The organism is Nicoliella sp. ESL1120, from assembly GCF_058508515.1.
Genome location: NZ_CP196384.1, coordinates 301,886 through 327,507 on the forward strand (window position 1 = coordinate 301,886; position 25,622 = coordinate 327,507).

29 protein-coding genes and 1 pseudogene are annotated in these 25,622 nt (G+C 33.2%); 18 read left to right on the forward strand and 12 right to left on the reverse strand.

All coding sequences use genetic code 11. From position 1 onward, the window contains the following. Positions 1-556 precede the first annotated feature (556 nt). Complete coding sequence (locus tag ACSYTE_RS08330) at positions 557-1,822, forward strand: hypothetical protein (RefSeq protein ID WP_491717593.1); 1,266 nt, start codon at positions 557-559, stop codon at positions 1,820-1,822. A gap of 21 nt (positions 1,823-1,843) precedes the next feature. On the opposite strand, the gene ACSYTE_RS08335 is transcribed toward ACSYTE_RS08330, so the two are convergent. Together ACSYTE_RS08335 and ACSYTE_RS08340 are read right to left on the reverse strand one after the other, a co-directional pair. Then, positions 1,844-2,008 carry an IS3 family transposase gene (locus ACSYTE_RS08335; protein ID WP_491717594.1) on the reverse strand — a complete coding sequence of 55 codons (165 nt, stop codon included), beginning with the start codon at positions 2,006-2,008 and terminating at the stop codon, positions 1,844-1,846. A gap of 458 nt (positions 2,009-2,466) precedes the next feature. Next, positions 2,467-3,180, reverse strand: a complete 714-nt coding sequence (locus ACSYTE_RS08340) for a helix-turn-helix domain-containing protein (RefSeq protein WP_491717595.1) — start codon at positions 3,178-3,180, stop codon at positions 2,467-2,469. A gap of 371 nt (positions 3,181-3,551) precedes the next feature. Between ACSYTE_RS08340 and ACSYTE_RS08345 the strand changes: the two genes are divergently transcribed. From ACSYTE_RS08345 to ACSYTE_RS08370, 6 genes are all read left to right on the forward strand, one after another. Continuing rightward, positions 3,552-3,968, forward strand: a complete 417-nt coding sequence (locus ACSYTE_RS08345; RefSeq protein WP_491717596.1) for a YjdF family protein — start codon at positions 3,552-3,554, stop codon at positions 3,966-3,968. 235 nt (positions 3,969-4,203) lie between these two features. Then, the gene (locus tag ACSYTE_RS08350; protein WP_491717597.1) at positions 4,204-4,974 is read left to right on the forward strand and encodes a hypothetical protein; all 771 of its coding nucleotides are present in this window, start codon (positions 4,204-4,206) and stop codon (positions 4,972-4,974) included. Between the two features lie 124 nt (positions 4,975-5,098). Continuing rightward, positions 5,099-5,284 (forward strand): hypothetical protein, encoded by a 186-nt coding sequence (locus ACSYTE_RS08355; RefSeq protein WP_491717598.1) that lies wholly within the window; start codon positions 5,099-5,101, stop codon positions 5,282-5,284. Positions 5,285-5,997: 713 nt separating this feature from the next. Further along, complete coding sequence (locus ACSYTE_RS08360) at positions 5,998-6,588, forward strand: TMEM175 family protein (protein ID WP_491717599.1); 591 nt, start codon at positions 5,998-6,000, stop codon at positions 6,586-6,588. Positions 6,589-6,973: 385 nt separating this feature from the next. Further along, positions 6,974-7,600 carry an Lreu_0056 family protein gene (locus tag ACSYTE_RS08365; RefSeq protein WP_491717600.1) on the forward strand — a complete coding sequence of 209 codons (627 nt, stop codon included), beginning with the start codon at positions 6,974-6,976 and terminating at the stop codon, positions 7,598-7,600. A gap of 410 nt (positions 7,601-8,010) precedes the next feature. Then, a complete protein-coding gene (locus tag ACSYTE_RS08370) occupies positions 8,011-8,523 on the forward strand; it encodes a hypothetical protein (protein WP_491717601.1) in 513 nt (170 codons plus the stop codon). Between the two features lie 105 nt (positions 8,524-8,628). Here ACSYTE_RS08370 and ACSYTE_RS08375 read toward each other — a convergent pair whose 3' ends face one another. Then, complete coding sequence (locus tag ACSYTE_RS08375; RefSeq protein ID WP_491717602.1) at positions 8,629-9,375, reverse strand: hypothetical protein; 747 nt, start codon at positions 9,373-9,375, stop codon at positions 8,629-8,631. A 259-nt stretch (positions 9,376-9,634) separates the two neighbouring features. Here ACSYTE_RS08375 and ACSYTE_RS08380 point away from each other — a divergent pair, with 259 nt between their 5' ends. Further along, entirely contained in the window at positions 9,635-10,264 is a 630-nt protein-coding gene (locus ACSYTE_RS08380) for an Lreu_0056 family protein (protein ID WP_491717603.1), read from the forward strand. A gap of 46 nt (positions 10,265-10,310) precedes the next feature. Here the strand turns inward: ACSYTE_RS08380 and ACSYTE_RS08385 are convergent, their stop codons facing one another. After that, positions 10,311-10,850, reverse strand: coding sequence for a hypothetical protein (locus ACSYTE_RS08385; RefSeq protein ID WP_491717604.1), 540 nt, complete (start codon positions 10,848-10,850; stop codon positions 10,311-10,313). 138 nt (positions 10,851-10,988) lie between these two features. On the opposite strand from ACSYTE_RS08385, the gene ACSYTE_RS08390 reads away from it, so the two are divergent. The 5 genes from ACSYTE_RS08390 (at position 10,989) to ACSYTE_RS08410 (ending at position 15,119) form a co-directional block, all read left to right on the forward strand. Then, positions 10,989-11,261: a DDE-type integrase/transposase/recombinase gene (locus ACSYTE_RS08390; protein WP_491717605.1), complete on the forward strand. Its 273-nt coding sequence runs from the start codon at positions 10,989-10,991 to the stop codon at positions 11,259-11,261. A gap of 21 nt (positions 11,262-11,282) precedes the next feature. Continuing rightward, complete coding sequence (locus ACSYTE_RS08395) at positions 11,283-11,477, forward strand: integrase core domain-containing protein (RefSeq protein ID WP_491717606.1); 195 nt, start codon at positions 11,283-11,285, stop codon at positions 11,475-11,477. Between the two features lie 413 nt (positions 11,478-11,890). Then, the gene (locus ACSYTE_RS08400) at positions 11,891-12,889 is read left to right on the forward strand and encodes a DNA cytosine methyltransferase (protein WP_491717607.1); all 999 of its coding nucleotides are present in this window, start codon (positions 11,891-11,893) and stop codon (positions 12,887-12,889) included. After that, complete coding sequence (locus ACSYTE_RS08405; protein WP_491717608.1) at positions 12,889-13,884, forward strand: DNA adenine methylase; 996 nt, start codon at positions 12,889-12,891, stop codon at positions 13,882-13,884. The genes ACSYTE_RS08400 and ACSYTE_RS08405 overlap by 1 nt, the downstream gene beginning before the upstream one ends. A gap of 44 nt (positions 13,885-13,928) precedes the next feature. Continuing rightward, the gene (locus ACSYTE_RS08410) at positions 13,929-15,119 is read left to right on the forward strand and encodes a hypothetical protein (protein WP_491717609.1); all 1,191 of its coding nucleotides are present in this window, start codon (positions 13,929-13,931) and stop codon (positions 15,117-15,119) included. Between the two features lie 101 nt (positions 15,120-15,220). Here ACSYTE_RS08410 and ACSYTE_RS08415 read toward each other — a convergent pair. The 6 genes and pseudogenes from ACSYTE_RS08415 to ACSYTE_RS08440 form a co-directional block, all read right to left on the reverse strand. Further along, positions 15,221-15,616, reverse strand: a pseudogene (locus ACSYTE_RS08415) (DNA/RNA non-specific endonuclease); the annotation flags it as partial. A 171-nt stretch (positions 15,617-15,787) separates the two neighbouring features. After that, positions 15,788-16,147, reverse strand: a complete 360-nt coding sequence (locus ACSYTE_RS08420) for a hypothetical protein (RefSeq protein ID WP_491717610.1) — start codon at positions 16,145-16,147, stop codon at positions 15,788-15,790. Further along, positions 16,140-16,853 (reverse strand): hypothetical protein, encoded by a 714-nt coding sequence (locus ACSYTE_RS08425; protein ID WP_491717611.1) that lies wholly within the window; start codon positions 16,851-16,853, stop codon positions 16,140-16,142. Before ACSYTE_RS08425 ends, ACSYTE_RS08420 begins: the two co-directional genes overlap by 8 nt. A 164-nt stretch (positions 16,854-17,017) precedes the next feature. Next, positions 17,018-17,383, reverse strand: coding sequence for a hypothetical protein (locus tag ACSYTE_RS08430; RefSeq protein ID WP_491717612.1), 366 nt, complete (start codon positions 17,381-17,383; stop codon positions 17,018-17,020). A 91-nt stretch (positions 17,384-17,474) separates the two neighbouring features. Next, positions 17,475-17,864 carry a hypothetical protein gene (locus ACSYTE_RS08435; protein ID WP_491717613.1) on the reverse strand — a complete coding sequence of 130 codons (390 nt, stop codon included), beginning with the start codon at positions 17,862-17,864 and terminating at the stop codon, positions 17,475-17,477. 132 nt (positions 17,865-17,996) lie between these two features. Then, the gene (locus ACSYTE_RS08440; RefSeq protein WP_491717614.1) at positions 17,997-18,869 is read right to left on the reverse strand and encodes a Panacea domain-containing protein; all 873 of its coding nucleotides are present in this window, start codon (positions 18,867-18,869) and stop codon (positions 17,997-17,999) included. Positions 18,870-20,430: 1,561 nt separating this feature from the next. Between ACSYTE_RS08440 and ACSYTE_RS08445 the strand changes: the two genes are divergently transcribed. The 5 genes from ACSYTE_RS08445 (at position 20,431) to ACSYTE_RS08465 (ending at position 24,376) form a co-directional block, all read left to right on the forward strand. Then, positions 20,431-21,240, forward strand: a complete 810-nt coding sequence (locus ACSYTE_RS08445) for a hypothetical protein (protein WP_491717615.1) — start codon at positions 20,431-20,433, stop codon at positions 21,238-21,240. Positions 21,241-21,302: 62 nt separating this feature from the next. Next, positions 21,303-22,046 carry a hypothetical protein gene (locus ACSYTE_RS08450; RefSeq protein ID WP_491717616.1) on the forward strand — a complete coding sequence of 248 codons (744 nt, stop codon included), beginning with the start codon at positions 21,303-21,305 and terminating at the stop codon, positions 22,044-22,046. A gap of 55 nt (positions 22,047-22,101) precedes the next feature. Further along, positions 22,102-22,848 carry a hypothetical protein gene (locus ACSYTE_RS08455; RefSeq protein ID WP_491717617.1) on the forward strand — a complete coding sequence of 249 codons (747 nt, stop codon included), beginning with the start codon at positions 22,102-22,104 and terminating at the stop codon, positions 22,846-22,848. Positions 22,849-22,905: 57 nt separating this feature from the next. After that, positions 22,906-23,676: a hypothetical protein gene (locus ACSYTE_RS08460; protein ID WP_491717618.1), complete on the forward strand. Its 771-nt coding sequence runs from the start codon at positions 22,906-22,908 to the stop codon at positions 23,674-23,676. Between the two features lie 172 nt (positions 23,677-23,848). Next, positions 23,849-24,376, forward strand: a complete 528-nt coding sequence (locus ACSYTE_RS08465) for a hypothetical protein (protein WP_491717619.1) — start codon at positions 23,849-23,851, stop codon at positions 24,374-24,376. A gap of 143 nt (positions 24,377-24,519) precedes the next feature. Here ACSYTE_RS08465 and ACSYTE_RS08470 read toward each other — a convergent pair whose 3' ends face one another. After that, positions 24,520-25,398 (reverse strand): IS3 family transposase, encoded by an 879-nt coding sequence (locus ACSYTE_RS08470; RefSeq protein ID WP_491717678.1) that lies wholly within the window; start codon positions 25,396-25,398, stop codon positions 24,520-24,522. Continuing rightward, positions 25,332-25,592, reverse strand: coding sequence for a transposase (locus ACSYTE_RS08475; protein WP_491717620.1), 261 nt, complete (start codon positions 25,590-25,592; stop codon positions 25,332-25,334). The genes ACSYTE_RS08470 and ACSYTE_RS08475 overlap by 67 nt, the downstream gene beginning before the upstream one ends. Positions 25,593-25,622: the final 30 nt, after the last annotated feature.

The window sequence follows — 25,622 nt, forward strand, 5'->3', positions numbered from 1 at the left end:
AAGAACTAGGAGAAATAAGAGAAGCTACAGAACTAATGCTAAAAGCAAGCATAACAGGAGAGACTTAGAGTTGGCAGAACTGCATTAGTACATTTTGCATCTATACTAGTTAGTATAGATGTTATTATGCAAATTGTAGATAATTAATATTATGAAAAAAATCAAATTATTAAAAAATGTGGGATTAATATTATTGGATATAGGTGCAATAATATTAATCATTTCTAAAATTAATGATACTTACAATAACGGAATTAATTTTAATATAGTTTCTAGTATTATTTTTATAAGTATAATAACCATATTTTTAAACTTATACGATAAAAAATAAGAGTGTTTAAATAATCTTGTGGAAATAAAAAATCTGAAAACTGGCTTCCATCATTCATTAGATCCCCTTATTGATAAATTGGATAACTAAGCCTGCTAAATAAAAGAATCTATTTGAACCAATTTTTTATAATTTAAGAAGGACATTTTCATTTACACAATATATTTGACATATCATTTTATTTATTATAGATTATCGTTATAAAATATAAGGAGTTGTACATAATTGAATATTAAAAAAATCATTTTAACTAGTGCTCTATCAGCAGCACTAATTGTGCCGTTATCACAAACAAATTTAGGAAAAATCATAAATTATGATTATACGGTTCAGGCATCTAAACATAAATCTAATAATCATAAAAAGCACGTCAAAAAAGTTAAAAAACATTCTAAAAAGCATTCTAAAAAGCATTCAAAGAATGTCAAAAAAGCAAAGAAGCATACGAAGAAGAAGGTTAACAAAAAAACCTTTAACAAGAAAGATCATAGCAGTTCATCAAGTAGTAGCAATGCTTTATCTGGTAGTAGCCAAAGTGTAACTAGCAGTGCTGCATCCTCAAGTAATAACGCAACATCCAATAATAGCAGCGCTAGTTCAAATTCATCGCAATCAGGCAATAATTCAACAGCAATCACTAATGTCAATAGCTCAAGTACATCTCAATCAAATGTTAGTTCAGCATCTTTAACTAATAGTGCTAGTTCAAATGCATCTCAATCAAGTAGTAGTGCTTCTAGCGATAGTAATAACCCATCAAGCACAAATAGCAATCAATCTAGTTCAATGAATAGCAGTAACTTTGAGCCAAACATCGTTAACGGTAAGTTTACAGATCCCGTTATTGTATTCAAAAATAGTAATAGTAGCAATATAACAGAAGATGATTACGATAATTATGCTAATGCTTCTGGAGGTTTAGGATTAGCCATGTTCACAGAATTTAGTAGTAATATTGATTATTCTACTAATAATAGTTGGTTTAGACACAGATATGATTTAGGAGAACCAGAGGCCCCCGATCCATATTCTGACGGGCCAAGCACATTCTTCGAAACTGGAAAGTATAACGATTTTGCTAATATATTTAACACAATTGTTAGTGATATGAACACTAATGTTGATAACTATGATAAAGAGGGAATTAAATATACCTATTCATTATTAGATGATTATTTATGGGGTGACGGAACGAGTCCTGTTGATCAAATAACCGATGCAGATAGAAATTATGTAAATAGTGATTATGGGAGATTAGGTGATATTGATCAAGTATATGGAATAATTTGTATACAAAACACGGCATCTTCTTATTACCAATACTATGGGACCAAATTTTCTAGCACTGAGAACAATAAATTAAAGACCCTCTATAATAATGTCAATAATAACAAAATCAATGATAATTCAGATGTGTCAAGGATTCCTAGTCAATGGAATAATATCAAGGCATTCTTTGCTGAATTCTCAAATGCCTTTAGTAAACTATAATAGCTATTAAAACGCACTTACTTATAAGGACTGGCTCCGATATTCAATCGGGGGCAGTCCTTTTCTATTTAAAGAGGTTCTGTCGTGATTGGACCAATGAACATATTTATTAATATATCTTCTAAGCCCATTGATACTGTTGATCGTTAAATGATTTAAGAATTCACGTTTTAATAATTTGAACATGCTTTCAATTTTTTAATGGGATTAGAAATAAGGACTATATTAGGCGTTGAACTAACCTGCATGATTAATATTTCTTTCGATGTTTCATCAGTAATTGCTGAAATATAACCAAATTTGCCATTACTAAGTTTTACTTGAGTAATATCAGTGTGGGAAACATGATAAGGGAGTAGCTCGGTAAATGTTTGCTTCAAAACATTTGGCGCGATTTTACCAATCATTACCTTGTATGAACTATATTTATTAGTGTGTTTACTGTATAGCTTAATTTTAATGACAAAATTTCAAGCAAATGGCGATCAATATTTATCCCTTTAGAAATAGTTATAAAAAATTCATCATTATTTTAAACATGACTTAACTATATTTAGTCATAAAAAAGTACCCTATAATCGTTGGACTTTATCTAACAATTATAAGGTGCTTCAAGAGCAGTAGCAGAGATTTTTTATATTTAATTATATAAACTCTATCAGTGTTTTGCTTAACATTTCGTTGACATCTTTTTTAGCTTTTTCACGACTAATTACTACGTTATTAGATAGCCAGGTTGAAAAGCAATTTAATATAATTAGAATTTTTATATCAGCAGGATCGTTTTTATCTTTATAAAAATGCTTTTTACAAGTACTAACATAGTTATCAGAAACAAAAGAAAACCAAGTTAGCCTTAGATTAGATTTATATATTATATGCAATACCTCTCGATTATTATATAAAGTATTTATAACTACTTCATTTAAGAAGGTTCTTAAATCTGAATACATATAGATTTTATCCAAAATGTCATTTCTTATTCTGCGATCTATATTTTCCATAAAAAAGTTTATAAGATCTTTGTCATTCTTAAATAATGCTTGAATAGTGGTTTTTTCCACACTTGAGTAATTGGCTAAATTATTAATACTTAAATTATGTTCTATATCTAAAGCCCTTATGGAATCCATCATTATTTTATCATCTAGGTCATCATTATGATCAATTTCAAAAAAATAACCAATATCGACGTTAAGTTTTTTTGAAATAATTTCTAACGCTTCTATTGGTGGACAAGTTAGGTCTCTTTCCCATTTCGATATCGTTTGACATGAATAAAATGTTATTTCTGCTAACTGAAATTGTGTTAGATTATTTTGTTTTCTCAAGTCCCTTAATCGTTTTCCAAATCTCACAATAATCATCACCTTATAATGTCAAAATTTTTCTAAACATAACATAAACATAATGATATGTAAATACACAATGTTGTATTTACACTATATTAAATGTGTATTTATAAAAACATATAACTAGTTATAATTATTTTTAACATCATTGAATATAGATGAATAACTTTCAAATAAATATGTATTTTCATAGTATCAATTCACAATATATGGAATATCTAGATATCTGAAAGAAGTAATGTTTACGACAATATAGTCGATGGAGAAAGATTGCAGTTGCTGCATCATTTTAAATTTACGAATATATTATGGAACATTCGGAAAATGAATAAAGTATATAATCATATTTATGAAAGAAGATGCTATATATTAATAATTTGATTAAAAGTAAAGCTACTATAATATTTGATCCTCCTTTCTATAAAATAATTATTGAATCTTATTTTAATAATATTTATGAAGTTGCTAAATTGACATTAGGAACCTCTGAACCCACCACACGCTTTATAAATAATCTTATAAACAAACATTGGTCTCTGTTTCAATTTTATAGAGAGTCTATAACTGCAGTTGACATATCTCACAAAAAAATCAACCCAAAGCGTTTACAACGAATAAGCAAAAAAGAAGTGAAAAAAGGAATCGGTACCAAGGCTCAGCAAGCCCTAAAACATCAAAATTCACTAGATAAAAAAGAAATGAAGAAAAGAAAAAAACAATATATTAAAGAAAAGAAAGAAAAAATTTTTCAAATAAAACAACAAAAGAAGTACGAAAAGCATAAGGGCCATTAAATATGTCAATAACTTGGACTAAATCCATGTAATCTTTAATTAATATCGTTGATCTATCTTACTCTTAAAGATTATTAATTATCAAATATATTGAATGGTTCAATCACGAACGAATTAGCTATTACGAGATAGCACAGATACAATTTAGTTAAAATTGTTTTGTTCGAGCCCTTGACATAGGCTCACTTATTACTATTTAATTATATTTAATTAATAGAAAGTAGGAAAAATAATCATGCCATTAATAACAGTAATCATCATTTTAATCATTAGCTTTATCGGTTTTAAATACTTGCAAAAGCGACAAAACCAACACACTAAAGTCATTGAATCATCAAACCAAGAAATTATTGAAAACAAAACAAATGATTATCCTCAAATTAATTCAATTTCAACTTATCAAAAATCACAACCCCGTCAAATATATCATTATCAGCCAAATGCCATGCATTCTAATCCAGAATCAAATCGATCTAATTTATTCAAATGGATGTTGATTGGTGGAGTTGGGGGATACGCTGTCAGCAAATTATTCGATCAGGATAACAATCATAACAATAATGATCAAAAATTTAATCAACATGACCCTGATGATAATCAATACGACCATAACGTTGATGGTTATAATAATGATGATCAATACGACCATAACCTTGATGGCTATAATGATGATGAATACGATTCTAACCATGATGATTATAATAATGATGATCAATACGACCATAACCTTGATGGTTATAATGATGATCAATACGATTCTAACCATGATGATTATAATAATGATGATTATAATAATGATGATCAATACGACCATAACATTGATGGTTATAATAATGATGAATACGATTCTAACCATGATGATTATAATAATGATGAATACGATTCTAACCACGATGATTACAATGATGATCAATATGACCATAACCTTGATGATTATAATGATGATCAATACGACTATAATAATGACGATTATAGTAATGATACTTACAGCGATAACAACTGGTAATCTAACTAAAATTTAGTAATTTAAATATCGCTTCGATTGCGAGTTGATTCAAACATTGCTCCTTTGATTAAATCTCGGACGAAATTTTTAAATCCGATATAATTTAACCATAGGAGCTTTTTCTATGTTTAGAAAATATACAAAAGAATTTAATAGGTTAATAATCAAAATGATTAGAGACGGAGATAACGTTCACAATCTTTTGGATGAATACATTCCCAAATATCAAACTATTCTTCGATGGTATCGTGAAGCTAAAGGAGTTATAAATCCTAATGAACATGACATCAAAAAGTTACAAAAAAATTAATGGCTTTAAAACGGGAAAATAATATTTTAAAATCAGTCGCGATAATTTTTGCCAAGCGTTAAATTATTAATAACGTTCATCTAAAACTATGTTAAGAATCCGAACAAAAATTTTAAATAAATCAAATCTGAGTTATCTCACGATAGTATATCAACATTGATTTAATCTGATTAAAATAATTATAACTATAATATAAAAATAAAAGTGTAAGGATAGCGATAAATATCATTACACTTTTACTATTAAGTAGTTATTTTTGAAATAAATTTTCAAACAACCAAACTTGATGATAATGTTAACGTACACCTAAACGGACATATTATAAAAATTAGTTATCCTATTATTATATTTGTGAGATAACGTTATCCAGTATAGGATAATTGACATAATAGTATTTTTAACATATTATTTAACCATAAAAATTACATAACTATTAACTTTAAATTATAATTTTTAATTTTATTAATACTTATTTTTTCAATAATTATCACCGCAGCTTTTAAAATATCACGTTCCTATTTGACTTGTGATAATTTCTTTTTAAGAGCTCTAAATTCAGTATTTGTGATTTTATCATCTTCACAATGCTAGTTTTGAACATCTTTTTTAATCATTAGATAAATTAAAAATTTCTATCTTAAATAATAGTTAACAGTATCGTAGGCTTTTCTGTGCCATTATTTAGTCATAGGAGCAAAGATTGGAGAGTTAAAATGAATAAATCTCGTTTTGAAGCTTTTTCTGATGCTATTATTGCCATAATCGTTACGATCATGGTCCTAGAAATCAAAACCCCATCATCACCAAAACTAATTTCTATTGTTGATCAAGCGCCTTATTTTTTAGCGTATATTGCTAGCTTTATCTCTATTGGTACTGCTTGGTACGATAACCATTACATGATTTCTATAACTAAACGCATTACTAAAAAAATTTACTGGTTAAATAATCTGTGGTTATTTTCAATGTCACTTTTACCATTAGCAACTAGTTGGGTCGGAAAATTCATTGATTATTCAGGTCCTGAAATATTTTATTTATTGATTTTCAACTTTTGGAGTTTGACATTTAAGATCCTAAGCACCAATATAGCTAAGGAACTGGAGGCTGAAAATGGCCATCCCGAAAAAATTTATAAAATGAGAACTTATAAATACTTAAAAAGTAAAATGTACTACCCGCTTAATTTATTAATATTAATTGCCACTCTCTTCTTTCCACCTACAACAATAATATATGCATTATTAAGTGTACTATTTAGTGCCCTTAAAACAAATAAGGATAGTGATCATATTTTCGATTAGATAATGACTCTGATTAGTCTTTAGGTAGACCAAAATAAACTAATCTAATTATTACAAATGATTAGATGAAGAGACCCTTTAAATTTGACAGAAAATGAATATAAGATCGATTCATTGAGGTAATATTTTAATTAAGGTCCATAATAATAAAAAAATTCTATTTGGAGATGCTGCAGGGGGGTGATGCTGAAGGGATGTTATTGGAAGCGTTTTATAAAAAGCTAGGTAAAAATACATACCAACTAAAATCAGTCAAAAACGCCAAAGAATATCTTTACTGGAACTATATCTTACAGATCCTTTAAGATAAGTTAATCCTAAAGACGTTAACAATTTTATTATTTTTTTATTTTTTCGATTGATAATTATAATGGAGGAATTCAAGATGAAAAGAAATTTGATCTTAAGTGGGACTGTGTTGTTATTAAGTTCCTTGTTGTTAGTGGGTTGTGGCAATAGTAGTCAGGGAAAGGGGGCTACTAGTTCATCGAGTGGTTCCACTAGTACTTCCAGTTCTTCTGTTAGTTCTAGTAGCACTGCTACCAGTAGTGTTACCTCATCTGCTGCTAGTAGCTCAGCATCAGCTAGTTCAAATAATGATAAATATAGTAACATCAGTGACAAGGTAATTGGAACCATGGTTAATTTATTGTGGGAACCAGATTCGTTTAAGAGTAGCGTTAAAGATGGCGTTCTTTACTATGGGGTTGAAAGTAATAATGCAAAATCTGGGAGTATTGCCGGATATAGCTACATCACTTCAAATGGTGATCCAATGTCATATATTTACTATAAACGGGATGGCAACTTAGTTACATATAAATATTGGGTAAGTGGCCAAACTGTTGCAGATGGGCACTCTGTGACTAAGACAGTTACAGTTGATCAGTTGGTTCAAGACTATTACGTTAATCAAGGGCAAAAGGATGAGGTTAATGGTTATGCGAACGAATTGAAATCGGAAGCTGATCATGAAAAACAAATCCAGGAAAGCATTAATAATTCGAATTAAACATAAAAAATCCAGTCAAATTAAAATATTGGCTGGATTTTTAGTTTTGATCAAGTGTGCTGTGAAATGACAACTGAGCTAGTATTTCAAAAAAGTTTGAATGCATAGAAATAATCGCCAGTATTGATCAGCATGTAATTTTTTACAACAATGAGATAACCAACATGCCCTGGCGGCTTTTAACGCCTGTTTGGATTTGTTTTTGTTTTGTGTAAAAATTAGTGCTAAAATTTAATTGTCATTATATTGATCGGTAGTGAATAAGTTGAAAAAATATAATAAATTATTAAAATACTAACGGTTATTGGTTCCTTAACACCGTTTACTTTAGCGGAACCGTTTAATAATGATCGTGTAGGATATCAACATGTGGTAAGTTAGTTTTATTTATAAACTTAGGGGGATGTAAAATGAAATTTAAATCAATTATATTAACAACTGTTTCAACGTTAGCATTATTTGCTACTGTAGAGGGGGTACATAGCTTAACTGCTAATGCAGACACTTGGCATAATGGCCAACCTAATGCGGTAGTTGGCAAATGGGTAGGAAACCTCCAAAAAGATACTGATCATTCATCTGGATATGCTTATTATAAAGCTGTGATTTGGACCGAGAAGAACACCAAAAATAATGGAATCAATCCTGTATACTATCTTTATAATAAGAATAAAAAATTTATTCAAAGTAGTTCTTATACTGGTGGTTTTTGGAATGCTAAGTATAAGAAAGTCGGAAGTAGCACCTACTACTTAAAGTCTGGGTACAATAGTAATATCAAGAGTTATCCAAATAGTTATAAAATTATTATGCACGGTAGTAACCATTTATCATTATGGACTAATGATGGTAGTCGATACAAATATAAAGGCTATTTAACCAAGGTTAATAAATTGCCGATTAAACTTTCGTACTTCATTTAGCAATAAAAATTAATTGCTTATAAAAATCAAAAATCCAGTCAAATTAATTTGACTGGATTTTTTGATAACAGTTTTAGCTAACGTTTGCTTATTGAATTTCGATAACTATTTAATTGACTTCGAATGTGATTTAAATAACTTTGGTGTAATCTTATAGGAAGGGATTGATGTTAATACTTTACCGTAATTGGTTCCATCCGATGGAATTAGTTTAGCTACTGTCGCTTCATGCATTTGATCGATTAATAGTTGACCATCCGATGATATTGATTTTCCAGCTTTTTTAAGAGCTAATAGTTTTTTTACATACTGACGAACTGTATGAATTTGGTTTAGCTCTTTAGCTGTTGATTTATTTCTAATATCAAATGAAAATTCAACAATTTGGACTGGTTTTAAATTCGGATTTTCATTATTTTTAGGTGCATAGTTAAAGATATCAACAATTCCACTCATCATAGCACCCTCTGGAATAGATGGATACTCCTGCATTGTTCTGGTATTGCCATTAGAATAAACATCATAATGTGCAAGCTCTTTGTAGGGTTCTTTATTTATTAAAAGATATTCGTTCCAACCTGTTAGTTCATAAACATCATTATTGATAGGTTGTAAATAACCAGGTCCTTTATCAGACTCATTATCTTTACCCCCATAAAAACTAAAATAAGGAGCAGCGCTAGAGTCCAACTCATCCATTGGAAGTGCATACTCACCAGCGGTATAAAGTTCATTATACTTCAAATTGAAAGTGTATGCCTTAGCAACATTAGAATTGTAAAATTCTGATATTGCTATACCAGATGCCGTTAAAGTAATTAAAGTTAATATTTTAATTATAAATTTATTCAACTATAAGACTTCTTCCTATGTAATTTTAATTAACTTTATTATATTACTATTAGTTTTTTTTAACAATTAAAATTATAAATAATGACTGCATGATCTAATTTGCAGGATGAAGTTTATTACTGCATTACCACCTATAATTATTTCGTTATATGGTTAGCATATAAAAGAATTGAAAAAATAATGATTTTTTTGGATATTGGTATCATTTTGTAATATCATAACTATTGAAATATTAAATATTTTAGTGGGGGCATTACATATGAAACGAAATTTGATTATGAGTGGAACGGTTTTACTATTAAGTTCATTGTTATTAGTTGGTTGTGGTAATAAGGGGAGCCAGGGAAAGGCTGCCAGTTCAGCTAGCAGTTCTACCAGTACCGCTAGCTCGTCTGCTAGCAATAGTAGTAGCGTAGCCACCAGCAGTGTTACTTCTTCTGCTGATAGTAGCACGGCTTCATCCAGTTCTAGTAATAACAAATACAGTAATATCAGCGATAAGGTAATTGGAACCATGGTTAATTTATTGTGGGAACCTGATTCATTTAAGGATGGTGTGAAGGAAGGCGTTCTATATTATGGGGTTACTAGTAATAGTTCAAAAGCTGGTGACCTTGCTGGATATAGTTACATAACTTCGAATGGGGATCCGATGTCATACATTGACTATAAACGGGACGGCAACTTAGTTACCTATAAGTATTGGGTAATTGGCAAAACTGTTGCGGATGGGCACACGGTAACTAAGACGGTTACAGTTGATCGATTAGTTCAAGATTATTACGTTAACCAAGATCAAAAAGATGAGGTTAATGGGTATGCAAATGAATTGAAACCAGAAGCTGATTATGAAAAACAGGTTGATGCTAACTTGAAGAAATCGAATTAAACGCAAAAAATCCAGTCAAATTAAAATTTGACCGGATTTTTTTAAATTATTGTAAATCGGCTAATGCCTTCTGTGCCTTAGTTAACCGCTGGGTTACTTGTTTAATTTGTTTCTTACTAGCTTTGTTTTTCTTTAACTGCTTTAATTGTTTTCGATATTTTCTAACTAGTGATGCTTCTTTTTCAATTTTCTTATAATTAGGATTGGACTTTAAATCATCTACAGGTTTATTTTTACTAAGGTCTAATTGATTAACTGCATATAGTGTTTTACTCTTATTCTCATTTGAGTCATAGTTTTGATACCAGTAATTACCATCTGAATCAACGTTAAAACCAGTATTTTTACTTTGATCAGATTCATTTCTTGGGGCAGCATCATTGACTTGTTTAATAACCTGAGCGGGAGTGCCTAATTTAGTATTGTTAAAGTATATGTATCCGTATCCCTTTTCAGATGGGTATGATGGTGTGGTCATTTGTGGAAAACCTGCTGTACCTGCATGAACAGTCTTATTTGGAGAGAAGGTAACACCAAAAATAATCATTGCAATGAACATTGTTAAACATAAATATATTTTTTTCATTTTAACAACTCCTATTATATAGATTATCGTTATTTTATTTAATTATTTATAGTTTGTCAATTGATATTATTATTATAAATTTAATTATTTTTTCATGGGCATGATTTATATTGAATAAAAAATCATCATAAACCAACCATGCATAACGATTATGAACAAAGATCCAACTTAGTTAATAAGGATTGGCACACCGCATGGTGTGCAGATATGACTTATATTCCATTAACTAATCATAGATGGGTCTATTTAGCTAGTGTTTATAACCCCAATAACCATCAGGTTTTAGCTCATCAAGTGGGAAGTGAAATGACAGCAGAATTAGTGACCAAAACGATGCAAGCAGCAGTTAAGAATGCTGATAAACCGATTTTCTTGCATAGCGATATGGGTAGCCAGTACACTAGTGATTAGTTCGAAAAATTATTAAATCAGTTGAATATTAAGCATTCTTACTCATTGAAGGGGCACCCTTACGATAATACCTATATTGAGAATTTTTATTCAATGCTGAAACGGAAACTTGTTTTTCAAACAAAGTTTGAAAGTATCGAAGAAGTAATCGCCAGTATTGATTGGTATGTAAGGTGGTACAACAATGAAAGAATTAGCTTGGTAAAAGCTACATAAAATTAGTCCAAGTTATTGACATAGGAGCAGGGCGTTACCACACGGCATGTGTGGTAACGCCCCTTTTAAATTGTCTATTGATTTTGTGTTGCACTAATATGGTGCCTCTTTTGAACTAAATGGTGTATTATCTATCGACAATTTTGTAAAGTGAACATTAGGTTCGTCATATTTACTGGGTTGAAGATAGCCTGTAGCATGTCCATGATAACTTAATTCTTCGCCTGAGGTTTGTCCATTATCAGATTGTCCACTCGTTAAGTCGGCCGTTGCTTCGCATCTTCGTTATGGGGGAGGTGGATGATGAATAAGAATGAGTAATTTTATATTAATTATTGTTGTTATATGGGTGATTTTTTTTCTCTATTAGTGTAGAATACTTAGTATTAACTAATCTGGGGAGTCGTTATAAAATGAAAATAAGAAAATATGTAGATTTATTTTCAGGTGCAGGTGGTATGAGTTTGGGTTTTGATCAAGCAGGATTCCATAATGTGTTTTCTGTTGAATTTGATAGTCAGATAGCAAATACTTATCAAAAGAATTTCAAGGATCATCACTTAGTAGTTGGAGATATAAGAGATTTAACTAAAGAAGAAATAAAAAGCGCAATAAATAGTGGCGAAGTTGATGTAGTCGTTGGAGGACCACCATGCCAAGGGTTTTCTATGGCAGGAAATACTGGAAGGACATTTGTTGACGATCCTAGGAATCATCTGTTCAAGGAATTTGTGAGAGTAGTTAATATTATAAAGCCTAAGATGTTCGTTATGGAAAACGTTGCTAGATTAAATATTCATAATCACGGAAAGACAATAGAAGAAATAGTTAAAACCTTTGAAAAGATTGGCTATTTTGTTCAAAAAAGAGTACTACAAGCTTCTGAATATGGGGTTCCACAAAATAGACAAAGGATATTTATTGTAGGAAGTTTAAAGGATAATGATTATAAATTTCCACTTCCAAGTAATAAAATTGTAACTATAAAAGATGCAATAGATGATCTACCAAAGTTGAAAAATGGTGAAAAAAGTAATATTCCTAACCACAATGCAATGCATCATAGTGAACAAATGTTATCAAAAATGTCATATATTCCAGATGGTGGAGATAGAAGTTCAATTCCTGAAAAGTTAAGGCCAAAAACTGGAGATAGTAGAAAGTATATAAAATACGATAGCAAAAAGCCTTCATACACTATTACTGGTGATAATAGAAAAATATTTCATTATTCTCAAAATCGTGCACTAACATCGAGAGAGCTTGCAAGAATTCAAACATTTCCAGATGATTTTATATTTTATGGAACATCTGGTTCAGTGCAACAACAGATAGGGAATGCTGTTCCTCCTCTTTTGGCCAAAAAAATTGCGAATTCTTTATCCATATACCTAAACAAGGAGGATATGTAATGTTTCCTAATGTTAATTATATTGGTAATAAAAGAAAATTATCTGAATGGATAATGAATCTTATTCCAGATGATGTTGAAACTGTAACAGATGCCTTTGCAGGCGGATGTTCTGTATCATATGAATTTAAATCCAATGGTTATTCTCTTGTAAGTAATGATTCCTTATACTCATCATTCGTTATAAGTAAATCACTTATAGAAAACAATGGAACGCTTCTTGATGTTAATAATATAGTCAATGCTGAAGGTTATGATATTAGTAAGAAGCAAATTGATAAATATAATTGGCTAAGTAATTATCTATATTTTCCAAATGAAATCGAAGAACTTGCAAAATTAGTTGAGTATTCAGAAAAAAAACTGAATGGATATGAATATTATATGTACTTATCGTTACTTAGAAGAGCAATGATAAGGAAGTTACCTTATTCTAGAATGAATATAAATTGGAAGAATATTGTTAAACTTAGAGATGAAGATTATTCATATGAAAAATATGGTCGGAGAAGGGCTTACCATAATAAAAGTTTTGGTTTTCATATGTTAGATTCTGCTAATGATTATAATATGTCAGTATTTAATAGTTCAAAGTCTATTAAATCTGAACAAATGGACGTACTGCAATTATTAACTAAGTATCCTAAACGAGATCTCTTGTATTTAGATCCCCCATACCCAGGAACAATGAATGACTATGATGGATTTTATGGGGCGTTCGATAAAATATTTAATAGGAATAAAAGTCATATTGATTTGACTAATAAAAATACCTTTATTAGTTTTATGGAAAAGATAATTCAAAAGTCAGTTAACTATAAGTACGTTGTTATAAGCTTTAATAATTCTATTAAACCTAATCCAGATGAATTAATAGATTTGTTTTCTAATTACGGTAGTGTTAAAATACACAGTATGAAGCACAATTATCAAGTTAGTGGTTCAAAACTTAAAAATCAAAACGTAGAAAAGCTAGCAATTATAAAAATGGATTAGGAAGTGTAATTTTGCCTATTATATCTAATCACAAGAGTTCTGTAATGAATCAAAATTATGAAGACTATTGGAAATTAACATTAGCATATACTGGTTTTTTTAATCATCAATTTGTAAATACATTAAATTTAATAGTTGATCATATTGATAATTATGGACTTAATAAAAAAACACTTGATGAAGTAAGTGAAGTCGGAAAGACTAATAAAAGAACTTTAAAAAAAGAAGTAGTTCACCAAAATGAACTTGAAGCTACAATTAATAGTATTTATCCATCTAGAGATCAATCTGGTGCAACTACAAGGAAGAAAATTAACACATTCATTAAACTGGGTTTTATAAAACCTTTTTTTCTCGGGTATCCTGATACGACTAAGAAATATTTAAATGAATATAAAAAAGCAAAAGGTTCTAACGACTATAAAGAATTACAAAGACTTTTTTCAGATACTGTATATTCACATTCTAGTTTTAATTCTTCTGAAACTAGAGAATCTAAAAACAACCAAGTTAAATTCATAGTTCAAACCATTTTGCATAGAGATAAAGGCAACAGAAAATTAAATTATGATGAATTGATTGGGCTAATGTATATGGATATCTCTCAGAAAGATCATGCAACAGAAAAAGATATTCAAGATGCCCTTAATTGGGCAAATTATAAAAAATTTGCAGACAGAAAATATAATCAGATTTCTTATTTAATATCAGTTCTAAAAAAGCTGGCAATGTTCGAAAATAAGGGTAGTAAAGAAGACTTCGTTCTGGCACTAGACAGTGAAGAATTAGGAACTCTAGCTAATTCCAATACAAAAAGAGATTCTTACAGATATAGTCTAATGAAGGAAGCAGTTCATGATGAAAGTATTAGAATTTACGGTAAAGAAATCTGCTGGCTAACTAAAAGGCAGACTTCTGGATTAGTTGTTTCACATCTATATGGTTCAGCTAAGGCTTTAGCTAACTGGGATACTGATTCAGCTTATGATCATAACAATGCATTATTATTAGATCCTGGAGATCCAGATAAGTATATAGACAGACATAAAATTACAATTGACAATAATGGTCATATTATTTTTGGACCTGAAGCAAGTCAAACATTTATAAACGCATCTAATAATAACGGTTATAAAATAGATGATGCCATTCTAAACGATGATAGAAAAGAATACCTTAGTATGCATCGAGAAGAATTTTATAAAAAGTATCCCAAACTAAGTAAAAAGAACTAATAAGCTAAATAGAAACTTAATATTAGATAATCATGTTTAAGTCTATAGTTTATCCTAAATATTAAAAAGACTAGCCGCATAACTGTGACTAGTCTTTTTATTTATCTTGCGTATGGTTGTGTAATGTACATTTGTAGGTTGGTCTTTGAGCGACCAGTTGCATAGTTGAATTCTACACCTGGTTGGACGTTGAATAGGTAAACGTTGAAATTCAATTTACCGTCAGTTGAAACTGCCTGCATTTGAACGCCTCGAGCCATTAGGTCGTTACCCTTGAAGATTGGTTTTACTTGGTAGATTACCTTTTCGCCCCGCTTTAAAGCATTTCTAACGACAGTTTCAAAACGGGTTTGAACTCGTTGATTACTATAAGCGGTCTGGGTAAATAGGTTCTTAGGGTTGTTTTGATCACCCGACTGATCTGATGGGTTGTACTTACCAGTGATACTGATTCCCTTTGATAGTGAGTATGCAATGATGTGGCCACGGTTCACTATGTATTGAGGATGGTTAATATTTTATGTGTTTTCATTATTTGGTGCTCCTTATCTACCTAATTTATATCCATTTTTAATAGTCCAATCGAGCGTTACTATCTTTTTACCCCCCTGCGATTATTGCGCTCCCGATAAAAAAACCCATCCAATCAAGGATGGGCATGGGCACAATTAGTTTTCGTCATGGTTACTGATCACGAGGTGCTGGTGGTGATCATGGGTGTTGATGAGACAGATGAGGTGGAGCTCAAATTGATTCATGTATCCATACATCTTCCAGACCTGCTCTAAGAATGCGATCGTCTGCGGGGTTAGAACTAGCGGGCCTGGTGGTTGGTCACGAGGTCCGATGTGATACTGCAACGGCCAGCGATTAGCTCGATATTGGCCTAGGAACAACTGCTCTGGGCCAGGGTAATCAGTATAGGCCATGTAGGTCAGCGCCTTAGCCATGGCGGCTGAGCGTTGGTTTAGTTTAACTGAGAAGAAATCAAGCACCGCTCGATAAGTGGTTACGCTCTGATTAGACATATTCAGGACTTCCTTTCTGCCCGTAGATCCAGCTATTGGGGCGTTTTGCATCCATTTTGAAGTTGTTTTGGGCCCGCAGGTACTTATCCATCTGGGCATCATGGTTGTTATAGAACAAGAGCTTTGCCTTGGCTGTTGAATAGCGGCTTGTCAAGAACTTGATTAGTCTAAAATCAGCAAAGTTAGTGTGTGGGATAAAGTTGACATAGGTGACTTCTTCTTTATCCACGTTGGGATTGTGGTATGAAGTATACGTTACGACGAGCGTCTTGCCGTGGTGTCTTAGGTCAACACGCTTGATGTAGCAGACATCTGATGAAAAGCTCCGTTCAATGGCACACTTATTTTTCAGTGATTGAACATCTGCATACTTGTAAGGCTTGGCCTCATGGATCCCGAAGAACGCAACATCACTACTGAAGTTAATTTTACAATTGAGGGGTGCATTAGCTTGGACTTCTGCCACCATGGCAGCCACTGGCACTGCGGGGTCAATTGGGATCCGATGTCTGAACGCCGAGTGATCACTGAAGCCCAGTGAGTAGACGCGCCCCATCCCATCAGCCACGATCAGGTAGGTCGATGAGGTCGAAGCAGCGTTATTACAGAAGATGATGGATTGAATATGATACTGTTGATCGCACCCAGAAACAGTGGTTAAAAATTGATTTAAAGCGGCGAAGCGATTGGAATTTAGAAATGTCATAATATTCAAGTCCTTTCTGGAAATCATTAGTGTAGGCATCAAAAAAGGGGCGTAGTGATTAACTACGTCCCTTGAACGCTTGATGGTGACACGCACCATCAATAACAACGGAGCGAGTCGAACCCTCCTGGTTGCCACCGGGCGTTGCTACTGAGCATTACTGACTATTTATGATCGGAGGTTTGCTGTTTGTGCGCGAGGTATTTGATCAAGGCGCCCCCAGCGTAGCCTCGGTAGTTCATGCCCCGTTTTTGCTCCGGAGTTGATTCATGATCGGCCAACCGTTGGCTGGCATCCAGCTTCTGTTGTTGATCATTAACATAGTAGAGATGATTTTCACTGAGGTTTTTGATCGTCTCGCTCATCGTCTTAACGTAGTCATCTTTGATTGACCTTAACTTGGCCAACTCCTTGGATAGCTCAGTAATCTTGCGGGTCAGCTCAATCTCTGAGCGGGCCAGGTTCAAGTTCTTAGCTGCCATCAGTTTATTGATCAAGCGTAGTTGTTTAGTATCTTCCTTCATTGTCATTTAACCGTCTCCTTTAGTTTTAGATTGATAACCTTATTTAGTGCCCGCCTGTGGTTAGGGGGGGTTGATTTGAACATACATGGGGGCCTACTTAACTACGTAGCCATAGGATGGCTTGATTAGCACCTAACACCGCAACCTTGAAATTAGCCCCTCGGAACTTGTGGGCAACATCTTTGGGGTTGAGCTGTTTGTGGATGACCGAATAGATGGCATATAGGAACATGTTCTTCCCGGCAAAGCCCTTATCAGAGGGATACTTATGCTCTGCCACACACATGGATCGATAGATGTTAGCGAGGGCTTTGGGGTGTTCCGCAGGCAACATGTCGCGCTCAATGTGATCAAGCTCCTTACCATAGTTAGCATCATAGCGCTTACTAGCCATGTCGTAGATATCTGAGATGACTTTCTTGAATTTCTTAGGGTTGTTAGTGCTAAATAATGCCTTAGCAATTTTAAGTGAATTAATAATGTCCATACTTAGGACTCCTTTCTGGTTAGCGAATGATAAATAGAATGTTGGTAGTGACGTCATGGTGGATGCATGGTAAAACCTCCTGAGAATGCAAAACAGCACACCGTTTAATGGTGTGCTGTTTGCGATTAATATTTATTCAAAGATGTCAATTATGGAATCATCCAATGGCGGTTCCTTAGGGGGAATCGTATCTTGATCAAAGAAGGGGGCCGCTTGGTAGTGACCATTGATGTTGATATCAGTGATATGAATCCCCTGTTTGGTCGCCGGGGCCGTAGAATCATTGAACGCGAAGTTACAGACTCCATCACGCTCAATGATGATTGATAATTGATAGGCATTGAACGCTCCATAGAGTTGCCATACATAATCCACTTCCATGGCAGCTTTAAAACAGAGGGCAACGTTAGGATACTCAGGATCGAGCTGCGATATGCCGGCGCGTTCAATCCCAGTGAAATCATAAGCCGTACAGCGGGGCCCGTTCACCGTAGCAACGAACTGGGCATTGAATAGTTGCGAATGGCGCTGCGGCAGGGTGGGGCGCTCCCCATGGTACTTGATCAGGTGATAGGCATATGTTAGATACATGAGTTGATTGAGCTTTTGAACGTTCATATCAGCCTTTTGCATGAAGGCCCAGGCAATTTGAGCGGTGGTGGCTAAATAGTTGCTGCGGGGGCAATGGGCTCCGTACTGGCTAGCCAAATGCTTGATATCTTGTTGCAGCAACTGCTCACTGTTCTTGACCACTAGCGTCCCTTGATGAATCGTGAGCAGGAGGGCATTATAAGGACCGAGTTGCTCCTTAATGGCATCCTTTTTAGCTAATCGTCCCACCCCCTCTTTGTTGATGGGGACTTGGCAGTGTTGATCACCTAGGATGAAGCACACTGAGCGCTGTTGCTCAGGAGCTAAATGGAAGCTGGCTAGCTTGGCTAGTGGGAGTTGGAAGCGCAGCTGTTCATCTAGCATTAGATTAAACTGGTTATGATTTTTGAACATATACATCAGCTCCTTTGGATGGTAAAACTAAATAAAGGACCACAGCTGCGGTCCTTTATTTATGGGAGGGTTAATTAACATGGTAGATGCTTATGGCACTACAATTACATTAAAATTGAAAACCACCAATAGCTATCTACATAATCATACGAAGGGCGGTACGCCCTGACATTGGATGAAATCTTTGAATGATGTCATTATTACGCATTTTAAAACAGGAAACTCTGCTTCCCGACGTTCTTTTATGATGTTATTATTTGTAGTGTTTATTGTCATAGTTTTTGCGACATTTACCCCTAATACTAGGGGGGTTAACGTACTTTATTTTATTATTGCGCACTAAATCCATTTAAAATTGCTAGTGAATATTAACAAGTTAAAAATGAACATTAATGCATCATTTACATAATCATACGAAGGGCGGTACGCCCTGACATTGGATGAAATCTTTGAATGATGTCATTATTACGCATTTTAAAACAGGAAACTCTGCTTCCCGACGTTCTTTTATGATGTTATTACTTGTAGTGTTTATCATCGTATTTTTTGCGACATTTACCCCTAATACTAGGGGGGTAACGTACTTTAGTTTATTATTGCGCACTAAATCCATTTAAAATTGCTAGTGAATATTAACAAGTTAAAAATGAACATTAATGCATCATTTACATAATCATACTAATGGCGGCACGCCATGTATTATTCAAGCTCTTTTGTTACGAATCTTAGGACGGGAAGCACTGTCTCCCGTCCACTTTTTACAATGTTATTATTTGTATTATGTATTATAGTGATTTTTTGCGATATTGCTCCCTAATACTAGGAAGAACGTCCTCTGAACAAGCAAACGCTTGTTGCTCACAAGTCTGCCAGCCTCACCTGGTCTTCAGACTCACCAGCCAATACGAATTAGTTTCAATCCATAGAACTGCGTATTCTACCCTCATCAGTTCCCAAGTTCGAGTGTTCAGAACTTGTTTGGCAATGCCTCGACAGAGTTTATTTTATGGTGGTGTATTTGTCGTCGATAAGTCCACCACTTACGGAATGGATCAAATCCATTCACGAAACATTTTATGGTTAGGCTGCTTTGACCTCTCACGCAGCGGAGCTACGAGTAGCTATAAAGTGCTACTAATACTACTATTTATTTTTAAATATACTATAAGACATATTAGCTGTCAAAAAAATTGCATAAAACGATTTTAACGATCTTGATATACTCGATAGCGTCTTATCAATAATATAGACTATTTTAAGGAGCAATCTGGGGCACCCCTGGTACACTGACCGAAGGGGGAAGCAGAGCTTTTCCCGTAGGTAAGGGGGTCCAGGGGTTAAGCGGGTCCCAGATGAGCATTAAATCAAATGTATTAACAAATAAAACACCGAATTAAGTTCAGTATTTATAATGTACTAAAATAAATGCACACTAAAAAATGATGCGATATAAAAACGTTTTAGATATTATCACATGATCACATCTAATTTGGGTATATATTAGACATATGGTAAAATTATAATTAAGAAATTATTAAGAAGAAAGTTGGTACATATAATTATGAATAAATTTCTCAAGAAATCTGTATTAACGGCCGTTGCAACGGCCAGTCTCGTCACTGTTGCTAACTTTGGTAACTTTAATAGTAACAACGTTGCAAATGCAAAGGTAACCGAAAATCCATTAACTACTGACTGGACCAACGAAAACACATCTGGTTTTTCCACATGGATTAACAAAAATGCAGCCCCTACTACCATGCCCGTTTACAAAGTCACAAATCCTATTAATAATAACGCATACTATAGACAAAGCAATAAAAAACTATACTTTGAAGGCGTTCCGGTAAGCCTTGATAGTGATGGTAGCTTAAGTCCTTATCCTAATTCAAAATGGATGAAGGCAATGGAAAAACCATCATTCTGGAAAAATCATCCGGAATTCAACATGCTAAGAGATGGAATTTCATATGCAGTCCCAACTAAATATCGTAATGCATATTCCTCTGGTGGGATGCTAGTTAATGTAGAATCTATGTACAAACAAGTATACCACGTTAACTTAAACAAATTACTAACCGTTAATAAGCCTAAAAATCAATACAAGTATTTCAAAAAAGGTATGAATCCTAGTAAATACATGGTTAAAGGCTACAACGCAGATGTCATTCGCCAAGTTCGTGTCAAAGCCTTAACCCAAAAAGGTTACGTTCAAAGTCTATTCGACCACAAGGTCCACAACGTTTATCTAAAAGACCAACGTGGTAATTCAAAATATAACGATTTTAGCAACAAAACATTTTATCGTCGCGCATTAACATACCAAGAAGTTAAAAAGCAGAATCAAAGTGAATACCACAGCGTCAACTAATCAAACAAAAAACCCGTTACAAATATTTGTAACGGTACTACATATTAAAGGAGTGTTCAAATATGAACTCGATCAAAAACTTTCTCAAGAAAACTGTCTTAATGGCCGTTGCAACGGCCAGTCTCGTCACTGTTGCTAACTTTGTTAACTTAAATAACGTGGCGAATGCAGCTAAGTATGATGCATGGACTAATCCGAATGGTAAATATGGAAACCAATACACAAATATCGCAAGTAAAGACAAAACCGGAAATAATATTGCTGTATTAAAGCCTGAATATATGACACCTGGTAGTGTAAATCAAAAATATGCTAGAAATGGATTCAAATATTTCTATTTAGATGGATTAAAAGTTCGACTAGAAACAATCGGAAGATTAACACTACAACAATCATTTCCATCAAGTTGGCTTAAATATAATTATAAATCAGGTGGATTCAAATACACACACCCAGAACTAGCCCTTGTAACCAACGGTGATTTCACAAGATATCCTACAAAATATACCGATAATCCAAAAAACCAATTCAACAACATTAAGAAATTATACAAAGACTACTACCATGTTAATATTGACAAACTATTAACTTACACCCGCCCAAAGAATTGGGAATCTAAGTATCGCACTCATGGCGTTAGTCCTAAATCATACATGGTTAAAGGATACTCAGCAAGTAGTCTTGATCATGAAGGATGGTCTAAACAACAAGTTGTAAACAAAATTAACAGTTTACACAACATTTCATACAAAGACCAAAGACGATGGTCACCAAAGAATGATTTTAGTACCGCTACTAAATACTAAAAAAAACCCTAACGGATATCCGTTAGGGCACTACATACTAAAGGAGTGTTAAAGTATGAACTCGATCAAAAATTTTCTCAATAAAACTGTATTAATGGCCGTTGCTACGGCCAGTCTCGTCACTGTTGCTGGCATTAGCGGAAATAACGTTGCAAATGCAAAAGAATATTCACTTAACACTAATCTGAATTTAAATACCGCTGAAGGTCAATCATGGGACAGTGATAATTTTGTAAAATATACCCTTGCCAATAAGAACTCATCACCATCCACCATGCCAGTAATTCAAAACAATGGTGGTGCGTTTAACCGAAACCCAAGTAAACAAATGTATTTTCTAGGAATCCCAGTAACCGTTGGAAATGACGGTGCTATCTCTATTCAAAGTGGAAACTATATTGGAACTTTAGACCCGTGGCTAAAGTATGAATCTACGCATCTTGACTTTTACAAAACTCATCCTGAATTTGTACTATTAACCAATCGAACATTTGACCAATACAAATACAGTAACAAATTTGTCAATATTAAGAAACTTTACCATGATTACTATCACGTTAATATCGATAAAATCCTAACGTATACCAGACCCGCTAACTGGCGCACTAAATACTTCAAACATGGCCTTAATCCTAAAACTTACATGGTCAAAGGCTACACTGCTAACGACCTTTATAAAATGTACAAATTTAATCACCCTACTAACCTCGATTCCAAGTTAAAGAATCTACACAACATTGTCTACAAAGACCAAAGATTCACCAGTAACAAACTAGACTTTGGAACCGCGACTAAATATTAATCAAAAAAAACTAACGGATATCCGTTAGAGCACCACATAATAAAGGAGTGTTCAAATATGAACTCGATCAAAAACTTTCTCAAGAAATCTGTCCTAATGGCCGTTGCGACGGCCAGTCTCGTCACTGTTGCTAACTTTAGTAACTTTAGTGGTAACAATGTTGCTAACATTGCACATGCTGACTACTTAGGTAGCCCATATCTTAAAACACCTAAATGGACACAAGATGATAACCCTACTGGTAACTTAGCCAATCCTAACGCACCTCTTAGCCAAATGCCTATTTGGAAAACTAAACCTCAATATCTTAATCAAAACACGCTTAAATATCAACGTGGATTCACATCCAAAGGATACATCGACGGTATTAAAATAGAAATGCAAAAAAATGGACAGATTTCATCTAGTCAATTACCACCAAAAAGTTGGACCAACTACGCAGCTAAAGTTGGAAAATCCATTACCGATATTCACCCAGAATTAAAACTTCTATTCGACAACGATTTAAATAAAATCGGTGGAAAATACGGTAGTGAAAATAAATATATCAATATCAAAAAACTATACCATGATTACTACCACATTGACATTGACAAGGTTTTCACTAAAACCCGTCCTAATAATTGGGTCGCTAAGTATCGTACTCATGGTATGAATCCTAAATCATACACTGCCAAAGGCTACAGCACTGCAAACCTTAACCCATCTAATTCCAAAACCGAAATTCAAAAAAAGTTCAAAAATATTCACAATATAATTTACGTAGACCAACGTCAAGGTAGTGACAAACTAGATTTTGGGACTAAAACCTACTACAAGTTCTACTGATCAAAAAAACTTAACTAACCTTCGTTACGAAAACACTTAAATATATTATAAATTTAAATTAATTGCCTATAAAGTTTTAAGATACATTAACTTACATGAAACTAGATATAATAAACAATAAATGTTATTATGTTTCCTGTAATATATACAAAATTATACGGAGATGATAATTATGAAGGCTAAGAAATTCTTAACAGTACTTTCATTAAGTGCATTATTAGCAGGTACTGGTGTTACAACCTTACAAAATTACCAACAAGCTAGTGCGGCTACTAAGAAACATAAATCTACTAAAAAAGTAAAAAAAGCGAAAAAAGCTAAGTTAAATATGGATGGAACTGATAAGCAATCCAAGTACTCATCATTCGGAGTATGGTTCCAAAAGAATTGGAATGTAATTAGTAATTATTATAATTATAATGCTAACGATGCTTTTAGTTCAGGTTCCTCTAATAGCGAGGAATATAAACTTCAACCCAAGATGTATAATAATCCTGCTTATAAATATGCATGGATTCATAAAGTAGCGATGAATAAAAATCTTCCTTCTTTTACTGGTCAATCTGACGTAGCTCAATATAATAAATTCTATGAAGTATACAAAGCTGCTGGAAATTTCATTAAGAGCGGAAACTCCAATACAGATTATATCTATCTAGATACAACTACTCTAAAGTGGAGCGATACAAAAAATAATTAGTCAAACTATCATAATTAACAGTTGTAAATGTATGATCAATGAATTAAAACACCACCAAGTTCAATGGACTTGATGGTGTTTTTGTTAGTGGATGACTAGTATTTAATTTTAGTGTGCTCCTGTGTCAATAACTTGGATTAATTTTATGTAGTTTTTACCAAGCTAATTCTTTCATTGTTGTACCATCTTACATACCAATCAATACTGGCGATTACTTTCTCGATGCTTTCAAACTTTGTTTGAAAAACAAGTTTCCGTTTCAGCATTGAATGAAAATTCTCAATATAGGTATTATCGTAAGGATGCCCCTTCAATGAGTAAGAATGCTTAATATTCAACTTATTTAATAATTTTTCGAATTGATCAATAGTGTACTGACTACCCATATCACTATGTAAGAAAACGGGTTTATCAGCGTTCTTAACTGCTTTTTGCATCGTTTTAGTCACTAACTCAGCAGTCATTTCATTGCCCACTTGATGGGATAAAACCTGATGGTTATTGGGATTATAGACACTAGCTAAATAGACCCATTTATGATTAGTTAATGGAATATAAGTTATATCTGCACACCATGCGGTGTACCAATCTTTCTTAACTAAATTGGATCTTTGTTCATAATCGTTATGCGTGGTTTGCTTACGATACTTTTTATTCATAACTGAATGAACATTCATGGAATGCATTAGCTTCCAAACAGTTCTAGAGCTTACTTTAATTCCTTTGTTCAAAAGGACTTGGTGAATTCTTGGGTATCCATAAACGTATCGACTCTTTTTCCATGCCACCAAAATTGCCCGTTTCAAAATAACATTTTGATTATATCTAGCGGTTGATTCATGATTTACCCAATAGTAGTAGGTGCTCTTAGGCATTTTAAAAGCCCTTAGAGTGGTAGCTAAGCGGTGTCCATGTTCTAAACTATCCTTGATAAAGCCTAAGGCTTTCTTGATTGTTAACGCTTCCCAAGTAACACCGCAGCTCGTTTTAAAATTTCTAATTTCTCCTGAGCTTGAGCTAATTTCTTTTCCATTTGAACATACTTTTCATAAGAAATTTGTTTGTCATCAACATTAATAGTGGAACTCTGTTTCAACCAACGACTGATCGTGTTAGCTGAAACATCGTATTCTTTAGCTAATGATTTAATACTGTGGCCTTGCTTTGATAGTGAAATAATTGAATCTCTGAATTCTTTTGAATATGATTTTGGCATAATAAAAAGCTCCTTTTAATAATAATTATA

What these genes read in the sequence shown, in the direction of transcription:
- ACSYTE_RS08460 (WP_491717618.1), top strand. Translation starts at nt 22,906, where the DNA reads ATGAACTCGATCAAAAACTTTCTCAAGAAATCTGTCCTAATGGCCGTT.
- ACSYTE_RS08455 (WP_491717617.1), top strand. Translation starts at nt 22,102, where the DNA reads ATGAACTCGATCAAAAATTTTCTCAATAAAACTGTATTAATGGCCGTT.
- ACSYTE_RS08350 (WP_491717597.1), top strand. Translation starts at nt 4,204, where the DNA reads ATGCCATTAATAACAGTAATCATCATTTTAATCATTAGCTTTATCGGT.
- ACSYTE_RS08440 (WP_491717614.1), bottom strand. Translation starts at nt 18,869, where the DNA reads ATGTTCAAAAATCATAACCAGTTTAATCTAATGCTAGATGAACAGCTG.
- ACSYTE_RS08400 (WP_491717607.1), top strand. Translation starts at nt 11,891, where the DNA reads ATGAAAATAAGAAAATATGTAGATTTATTTTCAGGTGCAGGTGGTATG.
- ACSYTE_RS08405 (WP_491717608.1), top strand. Translation starts at nt 12,889, where the DNA reads ATGTTTCCTAATGTTAATTATATTGGTAATAAAAGAAAATTATCTGAA.
- ACSYTE_RS08445 (WP_491717615.1), top strand. Translation starts at nt 20,431, where the DNA reads ATGAATAAATTTCTCAAGAAATCTGTATTAACGGCCGTTGCAACGGCC.
- ACSYTE_RS08435 (WP_491717613.1), bottom strand. Translation starts at nt 17,864, where the DNA reads ATGGACATTATTAATTCACTTAAAATTGCTAAGGCATTATTTAGCACT.
- ACSYTE_RS08355 (WP_491717598.1), top strand. Translation starts at nt 5,099, where the DNA reads ATGTTTAGAAAATATACAAAAGAATTTAATAGGTTAATAATCAAAATG.
- ACSYTE_RS08475 (WP_491717620.1), bottom strand. Translation starts at nt 25,592, where the DNA reads ATGCCAAAATCATATTCAAAAGAATTCAGAGATTCAATTATTTCACTA.
- ACSYTE_RS08335 (WP_491717594.1), bottom strand. Translation starts at nt 2,008, where the DNA reads ATGTTCAAATTATTAAAACGTGAATTCTTAAATCATTTAACGATCAAC.
- ACSYTE_RS08390 (WP_491717605.1), top strand. Translation starts at nt 10,989, where the DNA reads ATGCATAACGATTATGAACAAAGATCCAACTTAGTTAATAAGGATTGG.
- ACSYTE_RS08420 (WP_491717610.1), bottom strand. Translation starts at nt 16,147, where the DNA reads ATGTCTAATCAGAGCGTAACCACTTATCGAGCGGTGCTTGATTTCTTC.
- ACSYTE_RS08430 (WP_491717612.1), bottom strand. Translation starts at nt 17,383, where the DNA reads ATGACAATGAAGGAAGATACTAAACAACTACGCTTGATCAATAAACTG.
- ACSYTE_RS08465 (WP_491717619.1), top strand. Translation starts at nt 23,849, where the DNA reads ATGAAGGCTAAGAAATTCTTAACAGTACTTTCATTAAGTGCATTATTA.
- ACSYTE_RS08425 (WP_491717611.1), bottom strand. Translation starts at nt 16,853, where the DNA reads ATGACATTTCTAAATTCCAATCGCTTCGCCGCTTTAAATCAATTTTTA.
- ACSYTE_RS08365 (WP_491717600.1), top strand. Translation starts at nt 6,974, where the DNA reads ATGAAAAGAAATTTGATCTTAAGTGGGACTGTGTTGTTATTAAGTTCC.
- ACSYTE_RS08410 (WP_491717609.1), top strand. Translation starts at nt 13,929, where the DNA reads ATGAATCAAAATTATGAAGACTATTGGAAATTAACATTAGCATATACT.
- ACSYTE_RS08370 (WP_491717601.1), top strand. Translation starts at nt 8,011, where the DNA reads ATGAAATTTAAATCAATTATATTAACAACTGTTTCAACGTTAGCATTA.
- ACSYTE_RS08385 (WP_491717604.1), bottom strand. Translation starts at nt 10,850, where the DNA reads ATGAAAAAAATATATTTATGTTTAACAATGTTCATTGCAATGATTATT.
- ACSYTE_RS08450 (WP_491717616.1), top strand. Translation starts at nt 21,303, where the DNA reads ATGAACTCGATCAAAAACTTTCTCAAGAAAACTGTCTTAATGGCCGTT.
- ACSYTE_RS08360 (WP_491717599.1), top strand. Translation starts at nt 5,998, where the DNA reads ATGAATAAATCTCGTTTTGAAGCTTTTTCTGATGCTATTATTGCCATA.
- ACSYTE_RS08380 (WP_491717603.1), top strand. Translation starts at nt 9,635, where the DNA reads ATGAAACGAAATTTGATTATGAGTGGAACGGTTTTACTATTAAGTTCA.